Annotated in this window: 21 protein-coding genes; 7 read left to right on the top strand and 14 right to left on the bottom strand. The window is 53.0% G+C overall.

Going from position 1 to position 23846, the window contains the following annotated elements:
- Positions 1-21: 21 nt before the first annotated feature.
- Positions 22-375 carry a hypothetical protein gene (locus tag VE954_RS03200; protein ID WP_324949594.1) on the top strand — a complete coding sequence of 118 codons (354 nt, stop codon included), beginning with the start codon at positions 22-24 and terminating at the stop codon, positions 373-375.
- On the opposite strand, the gene VE954_RS03195 is transcribed toward VE954_RS03200, so the two are convergent.
- From VE954_RS03195 to VE954_RS03180, 4 genes are all read right to left on the bottom strand, one after another.
- Positions 365-1756 carry an amidohydrolase family protein gene (locus VE954_RS03195; RefSeq protein WP_324949592.1) on the bottom strand — a complete coding sequence of 464 codons (1392 nt, stop codon included), beginning with the start codon at positions 1754-1756 and terminating at the stop codon, positions 365-367. The genes VE954_RS03200 and VE954_RS03195 overlap by 11 nt on opposite strands.
- The gene (locus tag VE954_RS03190) at positions 1753-2565 is read right to left on the bottom strand and encodes an N-formylglutamate amidohydrolase (RefSeq protein ID WP_324949590.1); all 813 of its coding nucleotides are present in this window, start codon (positions 2563-2565) and stop codon (positions 1753-1755) included. The genes VE954_RS03195 and VE954_RS03190 overlap by 4 nt, the downstream gene beginning before the upstream one ends.
- Positions 2566-2660: 95 nt before the next feature.
- Positions 2661-3041: an Hpt domain-containing protein gene (locus VE954_RS03185; protein WP_324949588.1), complete on the bottom strand. Its 381-nt coding sequence runs from the start codon at positions 3039-3041 to the stop codon at positions 2661-2663.
- 23 nt (positions 3042-3064) lie between these two features.
- Positions 3065-3784, bottom strand: coding sequence for a response regulator transcription factor (locus tag VE954_RS03180; RefSeq protein WP_324949586.1), 720 nt, complete (start codon positions 3782-3784; stop codon positions 3065-3067).
- A gap of 479 nt (positions 3785-4263) precedes the next feature.
- Between VE954_RS03180 and VE954_RS03175 the strand changes: the two genes are divergently transcribed.
- Positions 4264-4788 (top strand): matrixin family metalloprotease, encoded by a 525-nt coding sequence (locus VE954_RS03175; RefSeq protein ID WP_324949584.1) that lies wholly within the window; start codon positions 4264-4266, stop codon positions 4786-4788.
- 60 nt (positions 4789-4848) lie between these two features.
- Here the strand turns inward: VE954_RS03175 and VE954_RS03170 are convergent, their stop codons facing one another.
- Positions 4849-6264 (bottom strand): undecaprenyl-phosphate glucose phosphotransferase, encoded by a 1416-nt coding sequence (locus VE954_RS03170; protein WP_324949581.1) that lies wholly within the window; start codon positions 6262-6264, stop codon positions 4849-4851.
- A complete protein-coding gene (locus VE954_RS03165; protein ID WP_324949579.1) occupies positions 6261-7352 on the bottom strand; it encodes a glycosyltransferase in 1092 nt (363 codons plus the stop codon). Before VE954_RS03165 ends, VE954_RS03170 begins: the two co-directional genes overlap by 4 nt.
- 329 nt (positions 7353-7681) lie before the next feature.
- On the opposite strand from VE954_RS03165, the gene VE954_RS03160 reads away from it, so the two are divergent.
- Positions 7682-8845, top strand: a complete 1164-nt coding sequence (locus VE954_RS03160; RefSeq protein ID WP_324949577.1) for a sigma-54 interaction domain-containing protein — start codon at positions 7682-7684, stop codon at positions 8843-8845.
- A 241-nt stretch (positions 8846-9086) separates the two neighbouring features.
- Here VE954_RS03160 and frr read toward each other — a convergent pair whose 3' ends face one another.
- From frr to VE954_RS03135, 5 genes are all read right to left on the bottom strand, one after another.
- Positions 9087-9641, bottom strand: coding sequence for a ribosome recycling factor (gene frr, locus VE954_RS03155; RefSeq protein ID WP_324949575.1), 555 nt, complete (start codon positions 9639-9641; stop codon positions 9087-9089).
- Positions 9642-9666: 25 nt separating this feature from the next.
- Positions 9667-10383: a UMP kinase gene (pyrH, locus tag VE954_RS03150; protein ID WP_324949573.1), complete on the bottom strand. Its 717-nt coding sequence runs from the start codon at positions 10381-10383 to the stop codon at positions 9667-9669.
- 100 nt (positions 10384-10483) lie between these two features.
- On the bottom strand, positions 10484-11380 hold the full coding sequence (tsf, locus tag VE954_RS03145) for a translation elongation factor Ts (RefSeq protein WP_324949571.1): 897 nt from the start codon (positions 11378-11380) through the stop codon (positions 10484-10486).
- A 198-nt stretch (positions 11381-11578) separates the two neighbouring features.
- The gene (gene rpsB, locus VE954_RS03140; protein ID WP_324949569.1) at positions 11579-12370 is read right to left on the bottom strand and encodes a 30S ribosomal protein S2; all 792 of its coding nucleotides are present in this window, start codon (positions 12368-12370) and stop codon (positions 11579-11581) included.
- A gap of 159 nt (positions 12371-12529) precedes the next feature.
- Entirely contained in the window at positions 12530-13093 is a 564-nt protein-coding gene (locus tag VE954_RS03135) for a DUF177 domain-containing protein (protein WP_324949567.1), read from the bottom strand.
- Positions 13094-13274: 181 nt separating this feature from the next.
- Here VE954_RS03135 and VE954_RS03130 point away from each other — a divergent pair, with 181 nt between their 5' ends.
- From VE954_RS03130 to fabD, 4 genes are all read left to right on the top strand, one after another.
- The gene (locus VE954_RS03130) at positions 13275-16094 is read left to right on the top strand and encodes a 7TM diverse intracellular signaling domain-containing protein (RefSeq protein WP_324949565.1); all 2820 of its coding nucleotides are present in this window, start codon (positions 13275-13277) and stop codon (positions 16092-16094) included.
- A gap of 127 nt (positions 16095-16221) precedes the next feature.
- Positions 16222-17502 carry a hypothetical protein gene (locus VE954_RS03125; RefSeq protein ID WP_324949563.1) on the top strand — a complete coding sequence of 427 codons (1281 nt, stop codon included), beginning with the start codon at positions 16222-16224 and terminating at the stop codon, positions 17500-17502.
- A gap of 141 nt (positions 17503-17643) precedes the next feature.
- Entirely contained in the window at positions 17644-17859 is a 216-nt protein-coding gene (gene rpmF / locus VE954_RS03120) for a 50S ribosomal protein L32 (protein ID WP_324949561.1), read from the top strand.
- Positions 17860-18786 (top strand): ACP S-malonyltransferase, encoded by a 927-nt coding sequence (fabD, locus tag VE954_RS03115; RefSeq protein ID WP_324949559.1) that lies wholly within the window; start codon positions 17860-17862, stop codon positions 18784-18786. It abuts the gene before it with no gap.
- Positions 18787-18828: 42 nt separating this feature from the next.
- On the opposite strand, the gene VE954_RS03110 is transcribed toward fabD, so the two are convergent.
- From VE954_RS03110 to VE954_RS03100, 3 genes are all read right to left on the bottom strand, one after another.
- Complete coding sequence (locus VE954_RS03110; protein WP_324949557.1) at positions 18829-20193, bottom strand: pitrilysin family protein; 1365 nt, start codon at positions 20191-20193, stop codon at positions 18829-18831.
- On the bottom strand, positions 20190-21581 hold the full coding sequence (locus VE954_RS03105; protein ID WP_324949555.1) for a pitrilysin family protein: 1392 nt from the start codon (positions 21579-21581) through the stop codon (positions 20190-20192). Before VE954_RS03105 ends, VE954_RS03110 begins: the two co-directional genes overlap by 4 nt.
- Positions 21582-21740: 159 nt before the next feature.
- Positions 21741-23732 carry a (Fe-S)-binding protein gene (locus tag VE954_RS03100; protein WP_324949553.1) on the bottom strand — a complete coding sequence of 664 codons (1992 nt, stop codon included), beginning with the start codon at positions 23730-23732 and terminating at the stop codon, positions 21741-21743.
- Between the last annotated feature and the right edge of the window lie 114 nt (positions 23733-23846).

Here is a 23846-nt window from a genome sequence, read left to right as displayed (position 1 = left end):
CGAATCATGCGTGGGATGGTCTTGAGTTTGTTGTTTGTGGCAACGCCTGTCGTAGGACAGGCAACGCCTGTCCTACGACAGGCGAAGGCTGGCATGGAACAGCCGACATCTGTCCAGGGACAGACCGTCCCAAAATTCAAATTGGAATGTACGGCTGGTCTTAAGGTCACAGGCCAGGTCGATCGTTGGTCGCCCCTTTCCACCTGCCCCAGTGGCTACCAGGTCACGGGACTGGGCCGCATCGACCTTCAGGGCGATCACAACCGCCCCAATCTTCATGTCAATGATTTCATCTGTGACGAACGCGGCTGCAAGGCTTGGTGCATCGGTGATGGATGCACCGTGGAAGCCCGCTGCTGCCGGATCAATGACTAAGGTCCGCGGTCACCTGCTTCATGAGCTTACGGAAGGCCTCCACAGTCTGGTGCTTTTTCACATGCCGTCCGGCGCTGACCTGTTTCTTCCCCTGCACATAAACGGTTTCAATCAAGTTCTGATCACCCGCATACATGGCAATGCCCATAATGTTGTGCAGTGGCCGCTCCACGAGGCGATCATGGCTGCTATCGAGCACGATGCCATCGAATGGCTGTCCCACCGCAAACGCGTCCCCTGTCAAACCCAAAGCCTTCCGTCCTGCATTCTGCACGTGATCAAAGAGTAATTGTCCCGAGTCCAGGTGCTCCGCATCACAGAGGAGATTTCTCTTTTCCATAAACAGGCGATGGACGATCTCCGGATACCGCGCTTCCCCAAATGGGCAAAGGCTGACATGCGAATCGGTGCCTATGCAAAAGTTCCCGCCCTGGTCAAAGAATTCCGGGAAGGGGAAGATGCCGTCACCCAGGTTGCCTTCCGTTGAAGGACAGAGCACAACCGTGGCTTTGGACGCCACCAGCTTTTTGATTTCCACTGTATTGATATGGGTCGCATGCACAAGGTTATGATGATCGGACAGGGGAATATTATCGTAAAGCCAGTCCACAGCCCGGCAGTGATAGGCCTGTTCAAAGGCGATGGCATCGGTGGACTGCTCCGACACGTGAAAATGCGCGGGTCCCAGGGCCCAATGCGTGCCTAAGATGGTTTTGATATCACGTGGAGGCGCCGCTCGCATGGAGTGCACGCCATATCCTACCAGCACTTCGGGATATTGCTTGCGATTGGCGTTGGCAATGTGTTCCAAAAGGCCCAGATATTCGTCGGTATCCTTGGAATAAAACCGCCTTTGTCGAGGCTGGATGGGTTTGCCAGGAGCCGCCTGATGGTAATAGACAGGCACGAGGGTCAAGCGAATGCCAGCCCGTCTTGCGGCCTCCATAATGGAAATGGAGAGGGTGGCTGGCTGTGCATAATGATGGCCTGACTTATCATGATGCAGATAATGGAACTCACAAACCGAAGTATAACCATATTCCAAAAGCGTCTGATAAAAGCGGGTCGTGAGATCGGTGAGCTGCTCAGGATCCAGCACCGCGGCCAGCTGATACATTTTCTCGCGCCAGGACCAAAAATCATCGCTTTCATGCCCAGGCTCAAGCCGCTCGGCCATCCCACACATCAGATACTGAAACGAATGGGAATGACCGTTGGCAAAACCAGGCATCAGATAGCCATCATTCTTTTCCGTGACCAGATGATCGGGTTGATCCGCTCCAATCTCGACGATACGACCCAGCTCATCCAACATCACAAAACAGGGTGCCAGCCACTGGCTCTCAACGTAGCCAGCTTTAAATTGCAAAACCTGTGTCATCCCATGGCCTCCAGCACGTTCGCCAATTCCAGCAGGGCCTTTTGCAAAACATTTTGCACCTGGGCGCTTTTGTCTGGATCCAGCTGCGTGCGTTCTGCGTTCATATACACATCCTGTGACATCTCCAGCTGCAAGGCGTGAACCTTGGCTTCCGGATGGCCAAAGGCGCGGGTAATCTGTCCACCTTTGAACGGCTGATTATGCGCGATCTGATACGGCGAATTCCTGAGAACCCTCAGCAGGGTTTCACTTAACTTTTTATCCGCGCTGATGCCATCGCGATCGCCGACGATCATATCCGCAAAGGGATCGCGGGCCAAGGACGGCACGGAACGGCGAATGGAATGCGCATCAAACAGGAGGACGTTTTTGAATTTTTTCTGTGTTTCTGCAAGGAGCTGCTGCACCGCAGCATGATAAGGCCGATAGTAGAGCCGCGCACGACGCTCGCGTTCGGCGTCATCCGGCCTTTGGGCAGCCTCGTAAAGTTCCACACCATCAAAGGTGGTCAGCGGCATGGCATCGGTCTGTCGTCTTTGATCCGTATAGAGAGCGGGCCCTTCCATGGGTCGATTCAGATCCACGACGTAACGGCTCAAACGAGCCTGAATCATGGGAATACCCAGACTTTGGCAGAATGCATAAAGTTCCGGAACGTACCAATCGGTATCCGGCAATTGATTTAATATCTCGGGTCGTAGTTTTTGCGCCACTTCATCAGGCACGTCGGTCCCGGCGTGGGGAACGCTGACGATGATAGGCTTCAAGGCAGCCTGGGCGGACCTTATGGAAAAAACATCGAAAGACATAACGGGCCTCGGCTTCGGAGGAACTTTTTAGGGTCCTATCTTAGCGCGAGGCCCAGCAAGATTGCAAAGGCTAACACTGATTGAGGCTCACGGTCTTACAACCAATGGGTCTCAAGCTCTTTTTTCGTGACAGGATAGGTCTTATGCAACTCCGCCAGGACTTCCGATGCATTTTCGACTTTACCACTGCGTCCCATCACTTCAAGTTGCTCGGCCAATTTCATCATCATCATGGCACCCAGGTTTCCTGAAGTGCCTTTCAATGCATGACCGGAGCGTTCGAGCTTCACCGGGTCCTTGGCTGCTACGGCCGCATCAAGCTCGGCCAGCAGTGCAGGACAACGCTGAAAGAAAATGTTGAGCAGCTCCTTAAAGAAGTCGTCTTCATCATCAGGCTCGCCGAGATTCTTGATGGCTTGAAGTTTCTGCGCATCAATAATCGGGCAGGCATCATCCAGCTTGGGAGCTGCACCCATGTCTCAACCTTTCCAGCAAACGATTAGGAAGCAACATCCAAATGCTGCTGACCCTGACCAAGGTATTTTAGGTAAAAACCGACGCCGTATTTGGTTTCGATCACGACGTTGTCGGACACATCCTTCAGAAGCTGACGCACAGCGTGCAGCTTACGGTGCAAAGCATTGTCCGTAACCTTGATCTGACCCCAGCAACGCATCTTCAAAGCATCTTTCTCGACGATCGCGCCTTCGGTGTTGGCGAGGCAGGCCAGAAGATTGACTTCGATTGGCGAAGCGAAACGCTTCCCCGATGGACCTTCGACCGTGCGATGGGCCGAGTCGATGGTGATATCACCGAATTCAACCACTTCCTTGGCAGCTTTCTGAGCCGCATCCGCCATGCGCAGTTTGAAACGTGCATCGACTTCATCAGGAATCAAGGGCTTGCGGATGAAATCATCAGCGCCGGAGTTCAAGGCTTTGACAATACTTGTTTCAGCTGGCGTTCCAGTGATGACAAGAATTGGGCAGAAGGGCCATGCCGCGCGCAGATTGGGCAAAATATCCAATCCAGTCCGGCCATTACCCAAATGGATGTCGATGAAGACAGCGATTGGGTGCAGTTCGTCCACGCGAGCGAGCAGCTCTTCGGGATCCTTCATCCCAACGGTGCGAATCTTGGTCGACCGTTCGATGATCTGATGCACCATGACATCGTCATCCAGGGTAATCGTATACGTATCACTTGGGTTGCCTTTCATTTCCGCATCCTTCACGTAGAGCGTTGAACCTTTATCTAGGTAAAGAATCGGTCCCGACCGGGCAATTTTTAACCCGCGAATGTTTTTTCCCCGGCAGAAAGTTCCTCCTTGAGCGTAAGATCTCTAAATTCTTACTGAAATAGAGTTCAGGAATTTTTTGCCTGGTCCCTAAGTGGGCAGCTATTTCCCGCGGTTCGGGGGTCCGAAAAGTCCCCTGCGGCTGATTCTCGTGGGGAAGGGCGCCTAAGTACCAGACAAAGGTGGGCATTTATTAAAAGCGAAAAAAGGGGGCCAAGTCAGACTTGACTGCGTAACTATGACTCATATATAACTCCCTTAACCCGGCAACCCCGGGGATTCTTACTCCTGCTGCTGTTGCTCCTAATGCTGTTGCTGCTTTTGAGGTTTATTCTATGATTGGCCGCACTCTTCCTCTGTTTTTTTCGTTGGTTTTCCTCTTTGCCTGCCAGGAATATCACGTGGTTACTGTCAAAGATTTCCGTATCTATGCGGAAACCCAGGACCCCGACCTGCAGAACGCGATCAAAATTCTCGCAAAACGCTATAACAAGGACATGGGTTCCCAGGCGCTGACCATTGTTGACCAGCCTGAGGACAGTAATTCCCGGATTCGCTTTGTGCGCGGATTGCATAACGATGGACACAAACTGGGACTCGGCAAGTGGATTACGACCAAGAAACAGCAATCCACTTTAACGTTGAAAGGCGAGAAGAATACCGAAACGGTAGCCTACGCCATGGAAATTGAATTTGATCAGGAAAATTTTGAAACGAAATTGGCCGCGCTTGAGAATTCAGGCAGTGATGAAGCCCAGCATCTTTATCATCTTTTCTGTCACGAAATCGGTCACGGTTTGCAGATGGAGCATAGCCCGGAACATGCCAACGTCATGTATCCCACGATTCCGGATAAACCCATTCGTTATGTCGATTATAAGGCTTACTTCAGTCGGGCTCGCTCATTTCTGAGCAAGAGTCATTGACAAAGGCCTGTAACAGCAACTTGGGCTCTCTGCATGGCAGAGAGCCTTTTCTTTTTTCAGCTAGTAGGCATTGCGCCCGCGGATGACTTCATCCAGGGTCAAAAAGAGTATCTTGATATCCAGCCACAGCGACCAATTTTGAATATAAAAAAGATCGCATTCGATACGCTTTTCAATGCTGGTGCTGCCACGCCAGCCATTGACCTGGGCCCATCCGGTAATCCCTGTCTTGACCTTGTGCCGCAGCATATAGCCCGGGACTTCCTTGCGAAACTTATCGACAAACACCGGGCGTTCCGGCCTTGGTCCAACGAGGCTCATGTCACCCCGCAAGACGTTAAAAAATTGTGGCAATTCATCCAGGCTCGTGCGACGCAGAAAACTACCAAGTCTGGTGGCGCGAGCATCACCCGGTTTGGCCCAGACGGCCCCGGTTTGATGTTCGGCATCCACCGGCATCGATCGGAATTTCAGGCAGTTGAACCGAACGCCATCAAGTCCCATTCGTTCCTGGCGGTAAAGAATAGGGCCGCGGGAACTGAAGGGCACCAGCAAGGCAATCGCCAGCATCACGGGGCTCAGGAGCAATAAGGCCACCGATGAACCGAGAATATCCAGACTTCGTTTCAGGATGCAATTGAATCCCGAAAGTGGGCTTTCGTGAATACTGATCACGGGTGCATTATCGATCAATTCGATGCCGGGTGACATGCGGCTGAAGCGTTTGATATCGGGCAAAATGCGAATATCGTTTACCTGATCCACGATCTTTTCCAATTGCTGATCAAGAAAGCCATGGAACTGATAGGGGAGGGCGATGACCACAGTTTGAATCGGATGTTCGACAAAGAAGTGGGCCCAGTCCAAAGGTTCGGTGACCCGAACGAGCTTTTGCTCCTGTAGAATATCTTCCTCATGGCTATGAATAGGGCCGCCGGGCATGATCACTCCGGCCACGAGGGATCGTTCCACACCCAGTTTACTGCTGATGGAAAGAGCCTCCAGAATGCCATCACCACGGGCAATGATGAGCACCCGCCGAGGATCGAGACGGCGACGCCAGGTACGAATCGTACGCCGAACCATATCGCGACCGAGGATGACAGCGAAGGGCTGCAAGGCACCGAATATCAAGAGGGTAAGGCGCGAATAGCGGTATTCTTCATAAAAATAAGTGAAAGCAATCAAGGCTAGCAGCGCGACCATGGAAGCGGGAATGATATCGAAGACTTCATAACGAAATCGCTTCTGTTGACCCAGCCTTTTCAGGCCGCCGGTAAAGGCAAACGTCGCCAGCCAAATGCCCCAGATAAAGGGAATCAGCTTGCTGTAGAGGTGAACGGGCGGAACACCCAAAGGGATGTCCATCCAGGAATAAAAACGCACCAAAAAAGCCAGCACCCAGGCGAGGGTGATCATGACGAGATCACCGAGCAGTCGCATGGAAAAAAGCAGCTGACTGGTCTTCTGATTCATGCTCGATCCTTCACGATCGCGTCGATCTCCTGACGCATTCTTCTTTGAAAATTATCACGGCTGAAAGTCGCTGCGAAGGTGGTGAGGTAGTCGCGATGGAAGGCTTGACTTTGAAAATTCTCCAATGTCTGCCGCAAGGATTCTACGGTGGCTTCCTGAAAAAAGAGTCCAGTTTTTCCTTCCTGGATGAAATCCAGTGCCCCACCGGCTTTCAAGGCTATGACAGGAGTTCCGGCAGCCAGGGCTTCGATGGCCGTAATGCCAAAATCCTCGACACCGGGAAAGAGGAGAGCATCGGCATTTTGAAAAAGCGCGACCCATTCATCCGCTGATGGCTTCACCCGAAATTCGGTCATTTTACCAGCCAATCGTCGCAGTTGCTTTTCATCAGGACCGGATCCTGCCACGATTAATTTTTTCCCAAGCGCTTCGCAGGCAGCGATAGCCAAATCAAAACGCTTGTAGTTCACAAAGGCTCCTGCGGCCAGGAAATATCCACCTTTTTTTGGGTTTTGCGGTTTGAATCGTTCAATGGCAACCGGTGGATGCACAACCTGCGCGTCGCGTCCATAGTAACGTTTGACGCGTGAACGCACGAAGCTGCTATTCGCAACGAAGCGATCCACGCGATGATTGGATGCGACATCCCAAACGCGCAATTTCGAAAGAAGGATATGTTTGATCATTTCGACCCAAGACAGCGGCCGGTGAGGAGTCAGATAATATCGACGCTGATCCCAAATATATCGCATGGGTGAATGAATATAGGAGATGTGGCGAGCCTCGGCTCCAACCAAAACGCCCTTCGCCACGCAGGACGAAGTGCTGATGACCAGATCATAATCTTCCAAGGGCATCGCTTCGATTGCTGCTGGTAAAAGCGGCAGAAGTATTTTGCGAAAACGCTTCAATGCGTTCAGCCAGGGATCAACAATCACCTGACGTCGCCTTATCGATTCCGGCATTTCCGCTTCATCATAAAACAGAGTGTAAATGGGAGCATTTGGATAGAGTTCCAGCAAAGCCTCGAGAACCTTTTCCCCGCCGCGCCAGGTCACCAGCCAATCATGCACAAATGCGACACGCATTCAACCCCCTGCCTTTTTTAGGCTCCGTGAACTAAAAATTATGCGCTGCAGTCTTAAAAAACTCAGCAAAAAAACGATGTCGTACTCGATGCCTGCCCCGTCCAGCGCGGTTGCCGTCAGCCTACCAGAAAGACTGGGTACCTTGCGAGGTTCTTTCACCGTCTGTTAATATAAAAGTGTAGACCCCATGCATCACAGGTTTCCGGATTTCGAAAGTAGCCTTTCGGGCTCTCTCCCTTTTTACGACTGATTATGACTTTGTCAGAGTCCACCGGAAAAAGCGCTTCCCCGTTCCCATCTTAGCGCGCCATGAGGAGTTCAGCTTCGCTATGAATCAACGCAATCTCTATGACAGCAACGTCGCTTCGGATCTGATTCCCCAGGTTCTTGACAAGGAGGGGCCTCTTCCTGTTGGGACCCTGCGTCAGGCCCTCGACGACATCGTTGGCAAGAGCGAAGCCATGGAAAAGGTTTTTCAAACCATCGGCAAAGTCGCACGGTCAGATTCGCCAGTCCTAATCCACGGGGAAAGCGGGACAGGCAAGGAGTTGGTCGCTTGTGCCCTCCACCGCCTTTCGCAGCGTGCCAGCCGCCGTTTTCTGGCTGTCAACTGCAGTGCCATTCCAGAAACTCTTCTGGAATCCGAGCTTTTTGGTTATGTAAAAGGCGCCTTTACCGGTGCTGACAAAAGCCGTAAGGGTTATTTTGAAGAAGCCGCCGGTGGCACACTCTTTCTGGATGAAATCGGGGAGATGCCGCCTCGACTTCAGGCCAAGCTCCTGCGCGTTTTGCAGGAAAAGCAGTACAGCCCGATCGGTTCCAACGAAGTCAAGATCTCGGATGTACGCGTGATTACAGCGACCAACGTGGATCTTGAAGAGGCTGTAGCGCAGAATCGTTTCCGCTTGGACCTCTTTTATCGGTTGAACGTACTGCCGATTACCTTGCCCCCTTTACGGGAGCGTAAGGGTGATGTCCGCCAGCTCCTTGATTATTTCCTGCAGCGTTCCAACCAGTTGCATGAGCTGAATCATCTTTGTTATTTCCAGGGCGAAGTGTATCAGTGCCTGGAGCAATACCCTTGGCCGGGCAACGTTCGTGAATTGCAGAACCTGATCGAACGTCTGGTCGTCATGAGCGGCGGTGGAGCCATCACGCTGGACTCATTGCCACCCGAATACCGTCGCCTCAAAGCGGGCGCCACGGTCCGCGATCGCGAGCTCTTGGTCGAAGTACCAAAGGACGCGGTGGAACCGGATTGGAGTCAGGATATCGCGCCCAACATCGCGATGGAACTTTTGCCCGTGGAAGGCATCGATCTGGAGACCTACATCGAACGGCTGGAAAACAGCCTGATCATGCAGGCCCTGGAACGTACCGGAAACAATAAGAATCAAGCCGCGAAACTTCTGGGGTTGAACCGCACCACGCTGGTGGAACGGATCAAGAAGCGCAAGCTCGTGGCTCTGAACCTGCCTTCCAAAGAACTTTAAGACTCGTCTTGACGTTTTGAACGCCCTGTCCCCCTGCGGGGGATGACAGGGCTTTTTTGCGTCATTCGTACGTTCTCACATCAGCCCGAAGGGGCCGCCATCGAACTGCCCCTTGCTTCAGCGCCAAAAGGCCCCTTGCTCCGCCCCAATGCAGGTGTGGCATCAAGCAGCCCGCGCACCAGCATCAAGCAGCCCCGCGCTTTACCCCCGCAGGGGGGCACGAAGCGCGACCACGATGACGTTACACCGTCATCACTTCTTTCTCTTTCTTCGTCAGACGCTCATCAACAGCCTTGATAAAGTTGTCGGTCAGCTTCTGAACCTCATCCAGAATGCGTTTGCTTTCGTCTTCCGTGACCTTCTTATCCTTCTCCGCTTTCTTCACTTCATCGTTCAAATCACGGCGGATGAGACGAATCGAAACCTTGGCTTCTTCCGACATCTTCTTCAAGCTTTTCACGATGTCCTTACGCCGCTCCTCAGTCAGCTGAGGAATCGGAATCCGAACAACCACACCATCGCTGTTCGGCTGCACGCCAAGGTCAGCCTTCATGATGGCCTTTTCGATTTCGCCGATCAGCTTTTTCTCGAAAGGCGCCACCAGAATCGTCCGCGCGTCCGGCGTGGACAGCGTTCCCACCTGATTCAGAGGGCTCATCGTGCCGTAATAGTCGACTTTCACGTTATCCAGCATGCTGATGGAAGCACGGCCGGTCCGCACGCGGGTCAGGTCCTTCTCAAAGCCCACCACGCGCTTTTGCATCTCGTCTTTGCATTTGGTAATAAACTCACTCATATCATCATCCTCGAATACAAAATGATCAACGAACCAGGGTTCCGTTCAGCTCACCTGTGATGGCTCGACGTACGCAGCCGACTTCACCGAGTTTGAACACTCGAATCGGAATTCCGGCTTCCATACACATCGTAATCGCTGTGGCGTCCATGACGTTCAATTTCTTGCTGAGAACATCGAAGTAGGTCAGCTCATCGAATTTCACGGCATTGGCATCTTTGTGCGGGTCGCGGTCATAAATACCGTCAACCTTGGTCGCCTTCAGAATAACCTCTGCGCTCACCTCACGCGCCCGCAAGCTGGCTGCCGTGTCGGTGGTAAAATAAGGGTTGCCGGTCCCGCCAGCGAAGATCACCACGCGGCCCTTGGCCAGGTGCTTGATCGCTTTCCGACGAATATAGGGTTCCGCCAGCTCCTGCATATGAATGGCTGTCATCACCCGACTGTAGACGTTGTACTTGGTTTCCAGAATACCCTGCAATGCCAGACTGTTGATGACAGTCGCCAGCATCCCCATGTAATCGGCATTGGCGCGATCCATGTCCCAGCCGGCTGCTCGCGATCCTCGCCAGATGTTGCCACCACCGATCACGATAGCGACTTCGATGCCCAGCTTCTGGATATCAGCGATTTCACGCGCGACAAATTGCAGAGCGTCGCCCTCGATGCCAAATCCACGTTCGCCACCCAACATTTCACCGGAAAGTTTGAGCATGACTCGTTTGTACTGTGCTTCACTCATGGACGCCTCTTGCGGCAGGTTTTCATTGCGGGGAAAAAATACGATGAAAAGAAAGAGACAGAAGGCAAAAAAAACCCCGATATCCTCGGGGTTTCATTCATTAAGAGCGAAGAGCTGCGGCCACTTCATCCGCAAAGTTTTCCTTCTTCTTGTCGATGCCTTCACCGAGTTTGAAGAGGTGGAACGAAGACAAGGTCGCGCCTTTGCCTTTTTCCGCGACCAGCTTGCTGACGGTGGTCGAAGGGTCTTTAATAAAGGCCTGCTCGGTCAAGCAGATCTCTTTAAAGAACTTATTGATCTGACCCTGCAGGATTTTCTCATGCATATTTTCAGGCTTGCCTTGCTCGAGCAAAGCTTTGCGGCCCAGGTCTTTTTCGGTTTCGATTTCTTCAGGGCTCACTTCATCCGACTTCAGGTAGCGCGGCGCGGCAGCAGCGGCATGCATCGCGAGATCCTTGCCGAGTTCCTGAACTTCAGGACCTTCAGCGCCGTTCAAAAGAATCAGCGAACCGATTTTGCCACCCATGTGGGTATAACCAGCAACGGTCCCTTTGTTGGTGGTCAAGAGAGCCACGCGGCGCACGCGCATATTCTCGCCGATCTTGGCGATCAGGCCTTTCAGGTTGTTATCAACGGTGTCGCTGCCCATTTTCAGGCTATTCAGTGCATCCAGGTCGCCCACTTTATTTTGCAAAGCGAGTTTCGCCAGATCATCAGCGAATTTGATGAATTCTGCATTCTTGCTGGCAAAGTCGGTTTCAGCGTTGAGTTCGATCACAACACCACTGCGCTGATCTTCACTGACCAGGACCTTGACGACACCTTCCGAAGCCACGCGATCGGCTTTTTTCGCCGCACGTGACAGGCCGCGCTCACGCAGCCAAAGGATGGCTTTTTCCAAATCGCCTTGGTTTTCTTCCAGCGCTTTTTTACATTCCATCATGCCGACGCCTGTTTTTTCGCGCAGCTCTTTCACCATACTCGCTGAAATTGTCACGGGGAAACCTCCCAAAAATATTTTGAAGATTAAAATCGCAGTTTATGAAGACCGAATGGCCCGCACCCTCTTTAGCGCATCGGCATCCTAGCTCAAGTCAGAGGTCAGGACAAATGCCATTATGACATTTTTAGGGCACGCGTCTGGGTGCGGGAGGACGTACAAAAGCTGCCCCTTGCGGAGCAGCCTGGGTGCAGATTACTTCTTCTCGACGTTGACGCGGTTGCCTTTGTCGTCGCGGAAGCTGCCTTCCTGAACGTGAAAGCCGCGTTCTGGTTTTTCACCGTCGTAGTCTTTGTCCTTGCCGCGCTGTTTGCCTTCGGCGCAAGCTTGTGCCGCTGTGCCAATGAAGAGCTGCAGCGAACGCAGACTGTCGTCGTTACCTGGGATAGGATAGTCGATCAGAGTGGGGTCAGCATTGGTATCAGCAATGGCCACCACAGGGATTCCAAGGCGCTTGGCTTCCTTGATCGCGATCGTTTCCTTGTGGGCGTCCACAACGAAAAGAGCCGAAGGAAGGCCAGGCATGTCTTTGATACCGCCAAGAACCAACTCAAGTTTTTCTTTCTCGCGGGTCAGGTTCAGAGCTTCCTTCTTGGTCAGCTTCGCGAAGGTGCCGTCCTGAGACATACGCTCGATTTTACGCAAGCGGTGGATGGAAACACGAATGGTTTGAAAGTTGGTCAGCGTGCCGCCGAGCCAACGGTGATTGATAAAGAATTGATTGGTGCGACGGGTTTCTTCCTGCACAAGGTCACGAGCCAGACGCTTGGTGCCAACGAACAGCACGTGGCCGCCGCGAGCGGTTGTGGCTTCAAGGAAGTCACAGGCGCGCTGGAACATTTTCACCGTCTTCTGCAAGTCGATGATGTGGATGCCGTTGCGCTGACCGAAGATGAAGGGAGCCATTTTAGGGTTCCAACGACGGGTCTGGTGACCGTAGTGGACACCAGCTTCGAGCAGCTGCTTCATGTTGATCGTAACAGACATGGGGACTCCAAAAAGTGAGAAGGTTTTACTTCGGAAGCGAACAACTCCAGTCCGAATTGGACTGACCTTCCAGCTTTCGCTACCTGTTTTTTGGGGAACGAATTCCCTCGAAAAAAGCTGAACTAAGCTATACCCGCAGGCCTTTCAGGGCAAGGGGTTTTATTCCTCTGGCAACTTTAAATTCTTAAGCACGGCAAAAGGACTATGTTCTGGTTTTACCGCATCCTTGAACACAGTCTTCTCACTCACATCCTTATGGCATATCAGACACGATTTGCCATCGGCCGAAGTTTTCACCAAACGTGTCGGTAAAGCCGTTTGGATAAAGTCATTCACGACCACTTCCAGATCAATCATGCCTTGCGGATCAATGTAATAGGCATCCATATCGGACGGTTCCAGGTCGCGTTCGATTTCCTCTTTGATTTCCTCTTCGTCCAAGGGCGTCTGTTCCAGGTACCGCACCTTGATTTTGCGCTGGATGGGCCAGGCAATCTGGTCTTCACAGCGGCTGCACGAGACGCTGGGGGTAAACTGAACGTCGCCCTCGATATCGTACAGCCCGTAGTTAGTGGGAGTTACTTTCAAAGAACCCGTAATACGGCGCTCTGACGGCGCTGGGCCCTTCATGTCGAAAGACTGATAAATAAGGCCGAGCCAGGGCTCGTCACCGGAAATTGTAACGGTTAGCGGGCTTCTCAGTTCTTCTGCCTTCAGCTTCATGAATAAAACTCCTTACTCCAAGCCCCTTGTGGCCGATCGCTGGCTGAATCTATATGCCCGGACTGGCGGCCGGGGCAATAAGTAAAAAAGACTGTACTCGGGCAGAAGGAGCATGACGACCCTGGCTAAGTCAATATAATATAGAGTCTCAAATACTGATTGGATTCCAACGGGAGGCACCGTGAAAAGCGTTTTGGCCATCATCATGCTTTTGTGGTTTTGTCCGGCAACACCGCAGGCCCTGGGCAACGTCACAGCCCGTGATGGGGTTCTCGATCTGCGCGGCCAGAATCTGGAGCAGCCTATCCGTGCCGACGGCATCTGGGATTTTTATTGGAATCAGCTGCTCACACCGGCTGACCTGAGTCATCCCGATCTGCCGAAGGAATCCATTAAAGTCCCCGGTCTATGGTCCCAGGATTCCAGGAAATACCCAACGATGGGTTATGCGACCTATCGCCTTCGCGTGCTGGTCGATCCGGGCAAAAAACTGGCCCTCTTCACCGATGCCTCGACCTGGTCAGCGTCGCGCATTTTCATCGATGGTGAAGAGGTGGCTGAACTTGGGAAAGTGGGAACCACGCCTGAGACATCGGCCGGTGGCGTGGCGACCAGAACCTTTGAATTCCAACCCAAGGCCCCGGAGTTCGACCTCATCATCCAGGTCAGTAATTTTGAAATCTTTCTTTGCGGCATCACGATCGCGCCGCAATTTGGAACGCTGGAAACTGTGGTTCGGGACCGGAACCAGAAAATTGCGATCGATGTGTTTCTGGTCGGAGCCCTCATCATCATGGGCATCTATCATCTTTGTTTGTTCCTCTTACGGCGTGAAGACCCTTCCACTTTCTGGTTCGGTGCCGTGTGCTGCGGCACAGCTCTGTGGCATGCAGCATCCCGCAATGGATTGGCCATGCTGTTCATTCCTGATTTGGGATTCGATACCCGTCTCAGGGTTTATAATGCGGCGTGGATCGTCGGAGTCGGCTCCTTTGCCTGGTACTTTCATTTTATTTTCCGTAACCTTTTCGCACGCTGGGTTGCCTGGAGCTTCTCGGCTATCACGCTTGCTTTCGTGGCTGTCATGGCGGTCACGTCACCACGCATATTCGTGAGCCTCGCGAACATTTTTCATTTCTTCTCGGTTTTGATCATGCTCTATTCCATGTATACCGTGATTCGTGCCTGGCGCCGGCGTGAAGAAGGTTCCCAACTCATGCTGATGGGCATCGGCATCCCTATAGCGGCGGCTCTTCATGACTTTCTTGCCATTCGTGAAATTATTTCCTCACCGCTGATAACCGCGGGAGGTGTGTTTGCCTTTATCCTCTTCCAATCCTTTTTCCTGGCCCGCCGCTTCTCCAATGCTTTCGTGCGAGTCAAGCAGTCTGAAAAAGAGATTCGAACCCTGTCAGAAGATTTAAAAGCTCTGAACAACAATTTGGAAAAATTGGTTGAAGAAAAAATCCGCGATATCCGCTCCATCATGGAACACATCCCGCTCGGCATCCTGATGATCAACCGGAATCGCAAGGTTCATAAGGATCATTCCAAGCGAATTTATGAGTTCCTCGACCGCTCCAAGTTGGAAACGGCGGAAGCCACCGATCTGGTTTTTGCAGCGTCCAACCTGGAGTCCGAGCAAATCAGCCAGGCCGTGAGCTGCCTCAGCGCCAGTCTCGGCGAAGATGCTGTGAATTTCGTCATGAATCAGCATCTCCTCCCCTCGGAAATATTGCGCCAAGATGGGCCTGATCGGCAAAGAATCGTGGAACTGACCTGGGACCCGATCGTAGCCGCGGACAATAGCATTGATAAAATTCTGGTAACCATGCGCGACGTCACCGATCTGCGCCAACTGCAGGAACGCAGCCGCGACCAGCAGAAGGAATTGGAATACATTGCTGAGATCATCAATATTCCAGCGGATCGGTTTCAGCATTTCCTCGAAACCAGTGACGAACTGCTGGACCAAAGCCGCTCGCTCCTCGATAGCGCCAGGCGCAAGGGTCAGAACAGCAAAATCCTCAAGCTGCTCTTTATCAACATGCATACCTTAAAAGGCTCCGCGCGCAGTCTCTATCTCAAGCAGCTCAGCCAGATGTTTCATGAAGTGGAGCAGGGCTACGTTCTTTTGCAAGACAACACCGCTTGGGATATCAGCACCATGCAGCGGCAGATCGAGGATGTGCAAAAGCTGCTCGATTTTTATAAGTTTATTGCGCAGCATCGTCTGGGGCGCAACCCGGAGCAGGCTCACATGGTGGAGTATCGCATTGAGGACATCGAGCCCCTCTATCGCGAACTCAAGGCATTTTCAGGACCCGCGGCGTCGGTGGTTGAGAAGGTCCGGGCGCTCTTTTACGGAAAGATCTTTAAGGATGCGCGCCTTGTCTTCGAGGATCTCTTCAGTTCCATTCCCCTTCTGGCCAGGGATCTGGGCAAGGAAAACCCACAGATTCGACTGGATACGCGCAACATATTCCTGAGTCGACGGGCCGAGGAGATTTTCCGGAAGGTGTTCATTCACCTCATACGCAATGCCATGGATCATGGTTTGGAGACAGCCGACGAACGCAAGCTGCTGGGCAAAAATCCGGTCGGCACCATCTATGTGCACATGCAAAGGATGGGTGATCATCTGGAGCTTCGCTGCTATGACGACGGGCGCGGCCTGAATCTGCGGCGTCTGCAGGATGTGGCGGTCCAAGGCGGACCTCTGCCCAACCTTGCGGTTAACAATCCCCAGGCCGTCGCGGCTCTTATCTTCCACCCCGGCATGACCACAGCTCGCGAGCTGAGTGATATCTCGGGCCGTGGCATCGGTATGAATGCGGTGCAGGCGTTTATCGAGGACAATCAGGGATTCATCGCCGTCGAACTCGACCCGCATGCGCGAACCGCACCGGATCATACCGCTTTCCGTTTGGTGATCCAGTTGCCCTTTGTCCTGTTTGAAGAGGCGGGCCTCATGCCCTGGGCCCTGGGTAAGCCCGCGTAGGGCGACCCCTTTGGGGGGATAAGTTCTTTATTTCCCGAATGATACAAGAAAGGACTCTACTTTCTTACGGAGCGGCCGATGACAGACCGGAATCAAAACGATCCAGGGATGGAGACGGTCGATCCGTATGGAAAAACGTTGGAACGTTTACCACGGCAATGACTACCTAGGCCTCAAGACGGCCAAGGAGATAAGGGAGGCTTTGCGTCAAGGCACCCTCGATCCGTTCGACAAAGTATCCCGCGAAGGTTCCAATATTCGTGAAGATTTGATCGAAGTTGATGAAATTTTCCGCGAAGGAGCCGAAAGTCCGGCCGAAAGCGCGCCAGACCATAGTCCTGAACCTGAAGGTACCGTTGTCGCCGAACGCAATCCTCTAATGGACGCGATGAATGTCGGCAAATCGGCAGGAACAGGTTCCAAGGCCAACCCCAAGCCCACGACCGATAATGATGATGAGGAATCGGATGACCCCGAGGACTTTGCTCATCGCAACGATACGGGCACACGCAACTCAGCCAAACGCTATTATTTGATCGATCGCGAAAAGGTTCTGGGGCCGCTGAGCGCCCTTGAAATTCAATCCCTTTACAATCGCAGCATGCTCAATAAAAAAGTCCGGGTGCAAAAGATCGGCAGTGAGAAGACCATACCGATTGCCCAGTTTATATCGAGCTATTCGGGCGATCGCCTGAAAGAACTGGCCGAAGATGGTCGCATTCCCCAGCAGATCGGTGTGGGCAGCCCGTCTTCCAAGGTCATGAATGAACTCGCCCGCATGGCCAACAGTCGCCGTGTGGCGCAGGATCGTAAAAACCGGGCTTACCTGGTCATGTCGTTTGTCGGCCTTGTTTTGGGTGCCACGGTTTATCTCCTCTATGAACAAACGACGAGCGCACCCCAAAATCGTGCCGCCGTCGAGGAATCCGCCGAGGAACAGCCCGCCGCCAACAAACCGCGGCCGCGTCTGATTCAAAAAGCGCCCGAGCCGGCTCCGAAAAAAGATCCACCACCCAAAAAACCCGAGACGCGTCCGGAACCCAAGCAGGTCGACAAGCGTCCGGTGCGTAGACCCCCGGCGATCACCAAGGCGTCTCAGGACAGCGGTGATGCCAGAAATACGGACAATATTCCTCAAAAAGGTCCTGGCCCGATTGCCAAGGCCATGGAGTCAGCAGGACGTATTCAAACGGTGGGCCCCCTCACCTTCAGTAATGCCGCTTTGGAATCGTGCCCTAGCAAGTGCACTTTGACACTCTTTGATGGAACCGGCGCCAGCATGAAGGCTGTTTTCTTTAAGAATGCTTATAGTGATCAGCTGAAAACTCATGCCCGCGGAGCCTTTCTGACAGGCAACACCAAGATGGATCGTGGCGAACTGACGCTATTCATTCAGGACGTTCGCTAGCCCCTTCGACCCTTCCACGACAAGTCCGAACTTGACCAGACGACACGGAAACTGTAATAGGGTAGGTTCCTGATGACAGGACGGCGAGAGCCCTGAGCCCAATATTTATCCAATACGCCTGCGATCTAAGGAGTATTTCACATGGCAGTACCTAAGACCCGAACCTCACATTCCAAGCGCAACATGCGCCGTTCGCACCACGCCTTGAAACTTCACGGCGTATCCATCTGTGCCAACTGCAGCACTGTTAAGCCTCACCATGGCATCTGCGAAGCCTGCGGCCACTATCGCGGCAAGCAGTGGCTGGAGCCTAAAAAATCGACCTCGAGTGACACGAACTTCTCTGCCGAGGGATAAATGTCAGCGACACTCGCCATGTTCCCCGGGCAAGGAAGCCAGTATGTGGGCATGAGCCAAAAGCTACTCGAAGCATTTCCTTATGCGAAAACGGTCTTCGAGGAAGCGGAAGATTCCTGCCAACTCCATATTCGTCGTCTTTGCCTGGACGGTCCTGAAGACGAACTCAAGTTGACAGCCAACACTCAGCCCTGCCTTCTGGCGGTAAGCGTGGCTTACTGGAAGGTCTTGCAGGAAGAAGTTGGGCTCAAGCCGGATCTCTATGCCGGACATAGTTTGGGTGAATATTCGGCTCTGGTCGCAGCGGGTAAGCTGGGTCTGGGTCGCGCGAGTTATTTGGTCAGAAAACGTGGCGAAGCCATGCAGAAGGCTGTTCCTCCGGGCGTCGGCGCGATGGCTGCCGTCATGAAAATGCCGGCGGATCAGTTGGAAACGCTTTGCGCCAAGTATTCCAGGAACGATCTTCGGGTTGAAATCGCCAATTATAACAGCGACGCACAACTTGTCATCGCCGGTCATGCCCAAGCCGTCATAAGTCTCGGGGAAGAACTCCAGAAGCTTCAGATCCGCTATGTGGATCTGCCCGTCAGCGCTCCCTTCCATTCGAGCCTGATGAAGCCAGCCAAGCTGGAAATGCAGGGGCTTTTGGAATCCAGTTTTTTTGCGAAAAATTCTGAAGGTGTGATTGCCAATATCACCGGAGCTGTCGTGCGCGATTACAATGCGCAGTACCTGGTGGATCAGATCGATGGACCGGTACGCTGGATTCAATCCATCGACGCCGCGAAGAACGAAGGCATTCAACGATTCATTGAAATCGGACCAGGCAAGGTCCTGTTCGGACTCGTCCGCCGCATGGTCCCACGCGACGGATTTGAAGTGATTGCCGCCGACGATATCGTCGAGACGGTCAGAGCTCTGTCCTGAACCTCGACCCTCTCGATACCAGGGCCGCTTATGCGGCCATTTTCAATTCAGGGCTTTTAAGAATCCATCCGCCCACGTTTTCTGAAACGATTTTTCCTTGAATACGACTCCCAATCGAAACTCTTTAAAATACTGCCGTGCAATGCGCTGAATGTCTTCCGGCGTGACCTTCTCCAATTCCCGCGGTGTCTGATAGAGGCGTTCGATGTTACCGTTGTACAGGTAGGATGAAGCCAAAGCACTGGCGAGGCTACTGTGCTCCTCCAGCGTTAAGAAATAGCCGGTGGCAAAGACCGTTTTGTGACGCTCCAAATCTTCTTTGCTCAGCTTTTCATCACGAAGTTTTTTCACCACGGGTGCGATGGCCTCCAATGTTTCCTTGGGATGGGACGTGGACGCATGAATCACACCGATGCCCATAGCCAGGGACACGGGCTGAGCAAACACCGCATACGATAGCGATCTTTTGGTGCGCACTTCGCTTTCCAATTCCTCGCTGAGGATACGCATCAGAAGATTAACAGCTGGCGTATCCGGGCTCGTATAAGGCGGCAGAGAGAACTTGGCCCGAACATAGGCGGTGGGAATATCCCGATCAGCCAGGGCAAAGACCCGTTTCGCATTAAACTTAGGCGAAGGAGGGGCTTTGAGCTCACTCGTCCCCTGCGTCAGCTGACCCAGGTGCTGGGTGAGAATTTTTTGCAGTTTGTCCTTGGGCATGCCAGCCACAACAACAATCACCTTCCGACTTTTTTTCATCACGTCCGCATGCAGGGCCGGCAGATCACTGAGTTTCAACTTTTTGAGATATTCGAGTTCCTTTTCATTCGGCACCCAGTAAGGATGGGAACCGCCATAGAAAGCGCCATTGACGACTTCGTTCACATAAGCTTCCGGATTCTGGGTCATACTTTTGAGGGACGCCTCGGCCTGCTGCAGAATGAGTTGGCCTTCAGTGGGGTCAAAGGCAGGTTCCTGCATAACGCTGGCATAAACCGGCAGCAGCTCGGGCAGGTATTCTTCCAGGGTCGCCATGCTGCAGGCACTGGTCTCAATACTCACACCACAACTGACTGAGGCGGCGTATTTCTCCACCAACGCATAAAGCTTATCCTTGGGCCAGGTTTTAGTGCCGCGTTTCATCAATTCAAACAGGACACTCAAGGCCGGCTGGGTGGCTGCTGGCACATGAGCTTCACCATAGGCCATCGCGGTCGCAATCTGTACGATTTCCGTGCCTTCGATGCGTCGGTACACCACGGGCACCTTGCCCGGCAGTTCGAAGATCTCGGTATTCTGTTTTTGCATCGCGATGGTGGCGTCACTGACCAACTGCTTGGCGGCAAGAAATGGTGTCCAGCCGAGAGAAAGAGAAAGAATCAAAGAAAAAGAATAGGTCAGTTTCATTTCCCGGCTCCTTGCTTGACGGACGCACGCAGTATGGTTTCGGTGTTATCGGTCAGTTTCAGTTTTTTGGCGTCTTCTTCCGACAGGAGAACGCTGGTCACGGCCGTCTTGCCCACGAAATATTTTTTAGCAAAGGCCCGCACATCATCCAGGCTCACCTTGCTGAGTTCAGTGACATAATTCTCGTAAAAATCCAGGCCGGTCACGGCCCACCAGAAGGCCACGTCCTTGATAAAGGCGCTCGGGCGATTTTCAGCAAATTTGCGATCGATCACCAGACTGCGACGCACATCGATCAGCATCTGCTCGGTAAAATAATCCGGTTCCATCCAGAGCAGGGCTTCTTTTTTCAAGGCCTCACGCACCTCATCATATTTTTCAGGACTGCAGCTGGCCCACAGATTCAATTCGCCCGCCTGGGATTGGGTCAGGTAACCAAAACCCGCGCCGTAACTCATTCCGGAGTCGATATAACGCTTATGGAATTTACTCAGGCTGTGGTTGACAAGTCCGCTTAAAATATCCGCGACGGACGCATCATGCGGGTTGGTCCGAGCCAAAGGTCCTGGATAAGTCAGAGTCAGCCCTACGTTTCGCGCCTGCGCATGGGCCCGAATAATGGTCGGGGCGTCCTGCGGAAAGGCTGGAAACTTTGCGACACTCAAAGCCTTCCAATCCTTTGGATTTTCCCAGCGACCAAAGATTTTTTTCACCATCCCGCTCAGCGCCGCAGCATCAAAATCACCCGAGATAAGGAGGGCACTGTTTTTAGGTACAAACACCTCGTCCTTGATCGCCATCAGCTGAGCCCGCTCGGCTTTCTCGATGATCTCACGTTCACCCAAAGGGTAGCGCAGGTAAGCGAGTGGCCCAAAGATGGCCTGCAGACGCGCACGATAGAGATTAAATCCTGGCTGGGATGCATTGCGGTCCCACTCATCGAGCACGACCTTGCGTTCGCGTTCCAGCTCCTGTTGATCAATCAGTGGCGTGGCGATCGCGTGATACATGAAATCCAGGCCTTCCTCCAAAAACGCGGAAGGCAGGGTAAAGTAATAACGCACGAGTTCGGGATGGGTGTCGCCGTTATAAATGATGCCAAGGTCCTGAATCTTGCGATGAAAGGCTTCCTGGTTGGGAATGGACGCATTGCCTTTGAAAAACATGTGTTCCCAAAGGTGGGTTAAACCATTGGTGTCCGGTTTTTCGGTAAAGGCTCCGGCCTTGACGGTCAGGACAATGGTCACAAGCGGAACTTTGCGGGATTCGAAGGTCACGAGCTCCATGCCGTTGTCGAGTCGATCGGTTTTCAATAGGGCCCAGCAGTCAGGCACGGCCAAAAATAGCAGGGCCGCGCTCAGGGCGGCTCTCTGGAGAGCTTGAAACATGTCACCCCCGGAAATGGCTTATACATGGATATGGAATCATCCCCATATCCTGCCAGTGTCATGGAGCAGGTGTCATCGTGGAAATTAAAAAAAGGGCGGGAGTGAGCCGGCTGGCGGCTGCCATCAGGGGCCGCCAGCCGGAACGTGGAAGGAAAGTCTTTATTCGCCTATCGAGCGCGAAACGATTTCCGCGATATCGAGGACCTGAACGCGATCGGCCTTGCCTTCGGCTTTCACGCCATCATTCATCATGGTCATACAGAAAGGACAAGCCGTAGCCACTGTGGAGGCACCGGTTGCAATCGCTTCCTTGGCCCTGTTCTCGTTGACCCGGGTTCCGATATGCTCTTCCATCCACATGCGACCCCCGCCGGCACCGCAGCAGAAGCCTTTTTCCTTGTTCCGCGGCATCTCGGTGAGTTTCACGCCGGGCAGCTGGCTCAAGGATTTCCGTGGTTCCTCATAAACATCGTTATGACGTCCGAGGTAACAGGAATCGTGATAGGTCACGTTTTTCGCGGCCTCAGGAACTTCCCCGCCCTTGATACGACCCGTCTTGACCAGATCCGAAATCAATTCGCTATGGTGCACCACTTCGGCCTCGAAACCAAAGTCGGGATATTCGTTCTTGATCGTGTTGAAGCAGTGCGGGCAGCCCGTGACCACTTTCTTCACTTTGTACTTGCTCAAAGTCTCCACGTTTTCCCGAATCGCCGCATCGGCAAGGTACTCGTTACCCAGACGACGCGCGGTGTCACCGTTACATTTTTCCTCGGTCCCGAGGATCGAGAAACTGATGTTGGCCTTCTGCATGATATTGACGATCGACTTGGAAACACCCTTGTAACGGTCGTCGTAGCTGCCCGCGCAGCCCACCCAGAAGAGATACTCGACATCGCTCTTCTCGGCCATGGTGGTGACGTTCAGGCCCTTGGCCCAGTCTGCCCGCGTCGCCGGCGCCATCGCCCATGGGGAGTAGTTGTTTTCCAGGTTACGGAAGGTTCCGGCCAGCTCAGACGGGAAGTTGCCTTCCGTCAAAGTCAGGTAACGGCGCATGTCGACGATAGCCGGAATATGCTCGATATAAAGCGGGCAAGCTTCCATACAGGCTCCGCAGGTCGTACACGACCAAAGCTCATCCGGATGAATGAAGCCATTGATCAGCGGCGTGCGCTCGCCCTCAGGTTTTTCCTGGTGGTCGATCATCGAGTACTTGATATCGTGGATGATCTTGCGTGGATCCAAAGGTTTGCCAGTGTTATTGGCTGGACAAACTTCCGTACAGCGGCCGCATTCCACACAGGTTTGACCGTCCAGGACCTGCTTCCAGGTAAATTCTGTTGGGTTATTCACGCCAAAGGATTCTGCCGACTCATCAAAGACCATGGGACGCAGGCGACCCCGGGCTTTGCGGTGGCGGAAGAAAATATTGGGCCAGACCCAGATCAAATGCTGGTGCTTGGAAAAGGGCAGGAAGGTCACAAAACTGAACAGCACGGTGCAGTGGGCAATCAGCATGGTCGTATCAAAGGCTTGCCAGTCGTTAACCACAGCGCTGAAGTTGGACGCGAAAAAGGTCGAGAACGGCAACGCATCGCTCGGCAGGTTACCGGCCAGGGCCCGCGAACCCAGCATCACCATCGAGGTGTAGACCAGGCCCAGGATGAACAGGAGCACAACCATGGCGTCCTTTTTGGAAGCCTTGTTCAAAACCGCGAGGCGCTTGGGTGCAAAGAACAGTCGGCGTACAATGGCAAAGACCATGGCCGCAAAGACTGCAAAGTTCGCCAAATCCTGGGACCAGAGAAAGGTCTTCAAACCGAAGCCAGTGCCCAGAACGGAAGTGATGTGGAAGCCTGGAATCATGCCGCTCAGCAAGGTTTCCAAAGTTCCGATGGAAACGAAGACGAAGCCCCAGAAAATAAAGGCATGCATAATGCCCGAAACCGGGTCATTGAACATTTTATCCTGGACCAGGCCACCCCGTAGGGTCTCCGCAAAACGCTCCACCGGATTGTCAAACCGATACTGGTCTTCCTCTTTGCCTTTTCCTTTCTGGATGCGATCCCAGATTAACTTCAGATTCCATCCGAAGTATGCGAAAACGGCGATCGTAATCATCGCAAAGCCAATGTTAAAAAGTATCTCCACGTGTAAGCCCCCTGGACTGAAAAAATAATCATAACCAAGACTCTGCAGATCGAGGCACTTACAATAATAAGGGGCGCTGCGAAAGTCGAGCGGGTTTCCAAAGGATTTTCGAGG

Origin of the sequence: Oligoflexus sp., assembly GCF_035638955.1 — a bacterium.
Classification (GTDB): Bacteria; Bdellovibrionota_B; Oligoflexia; order Oligoflexales; family Oligoflexaceae; genus Oligoflexus.
This window is presented reverse-complemented; position numbering and strand designations above follow the sequence as displayed.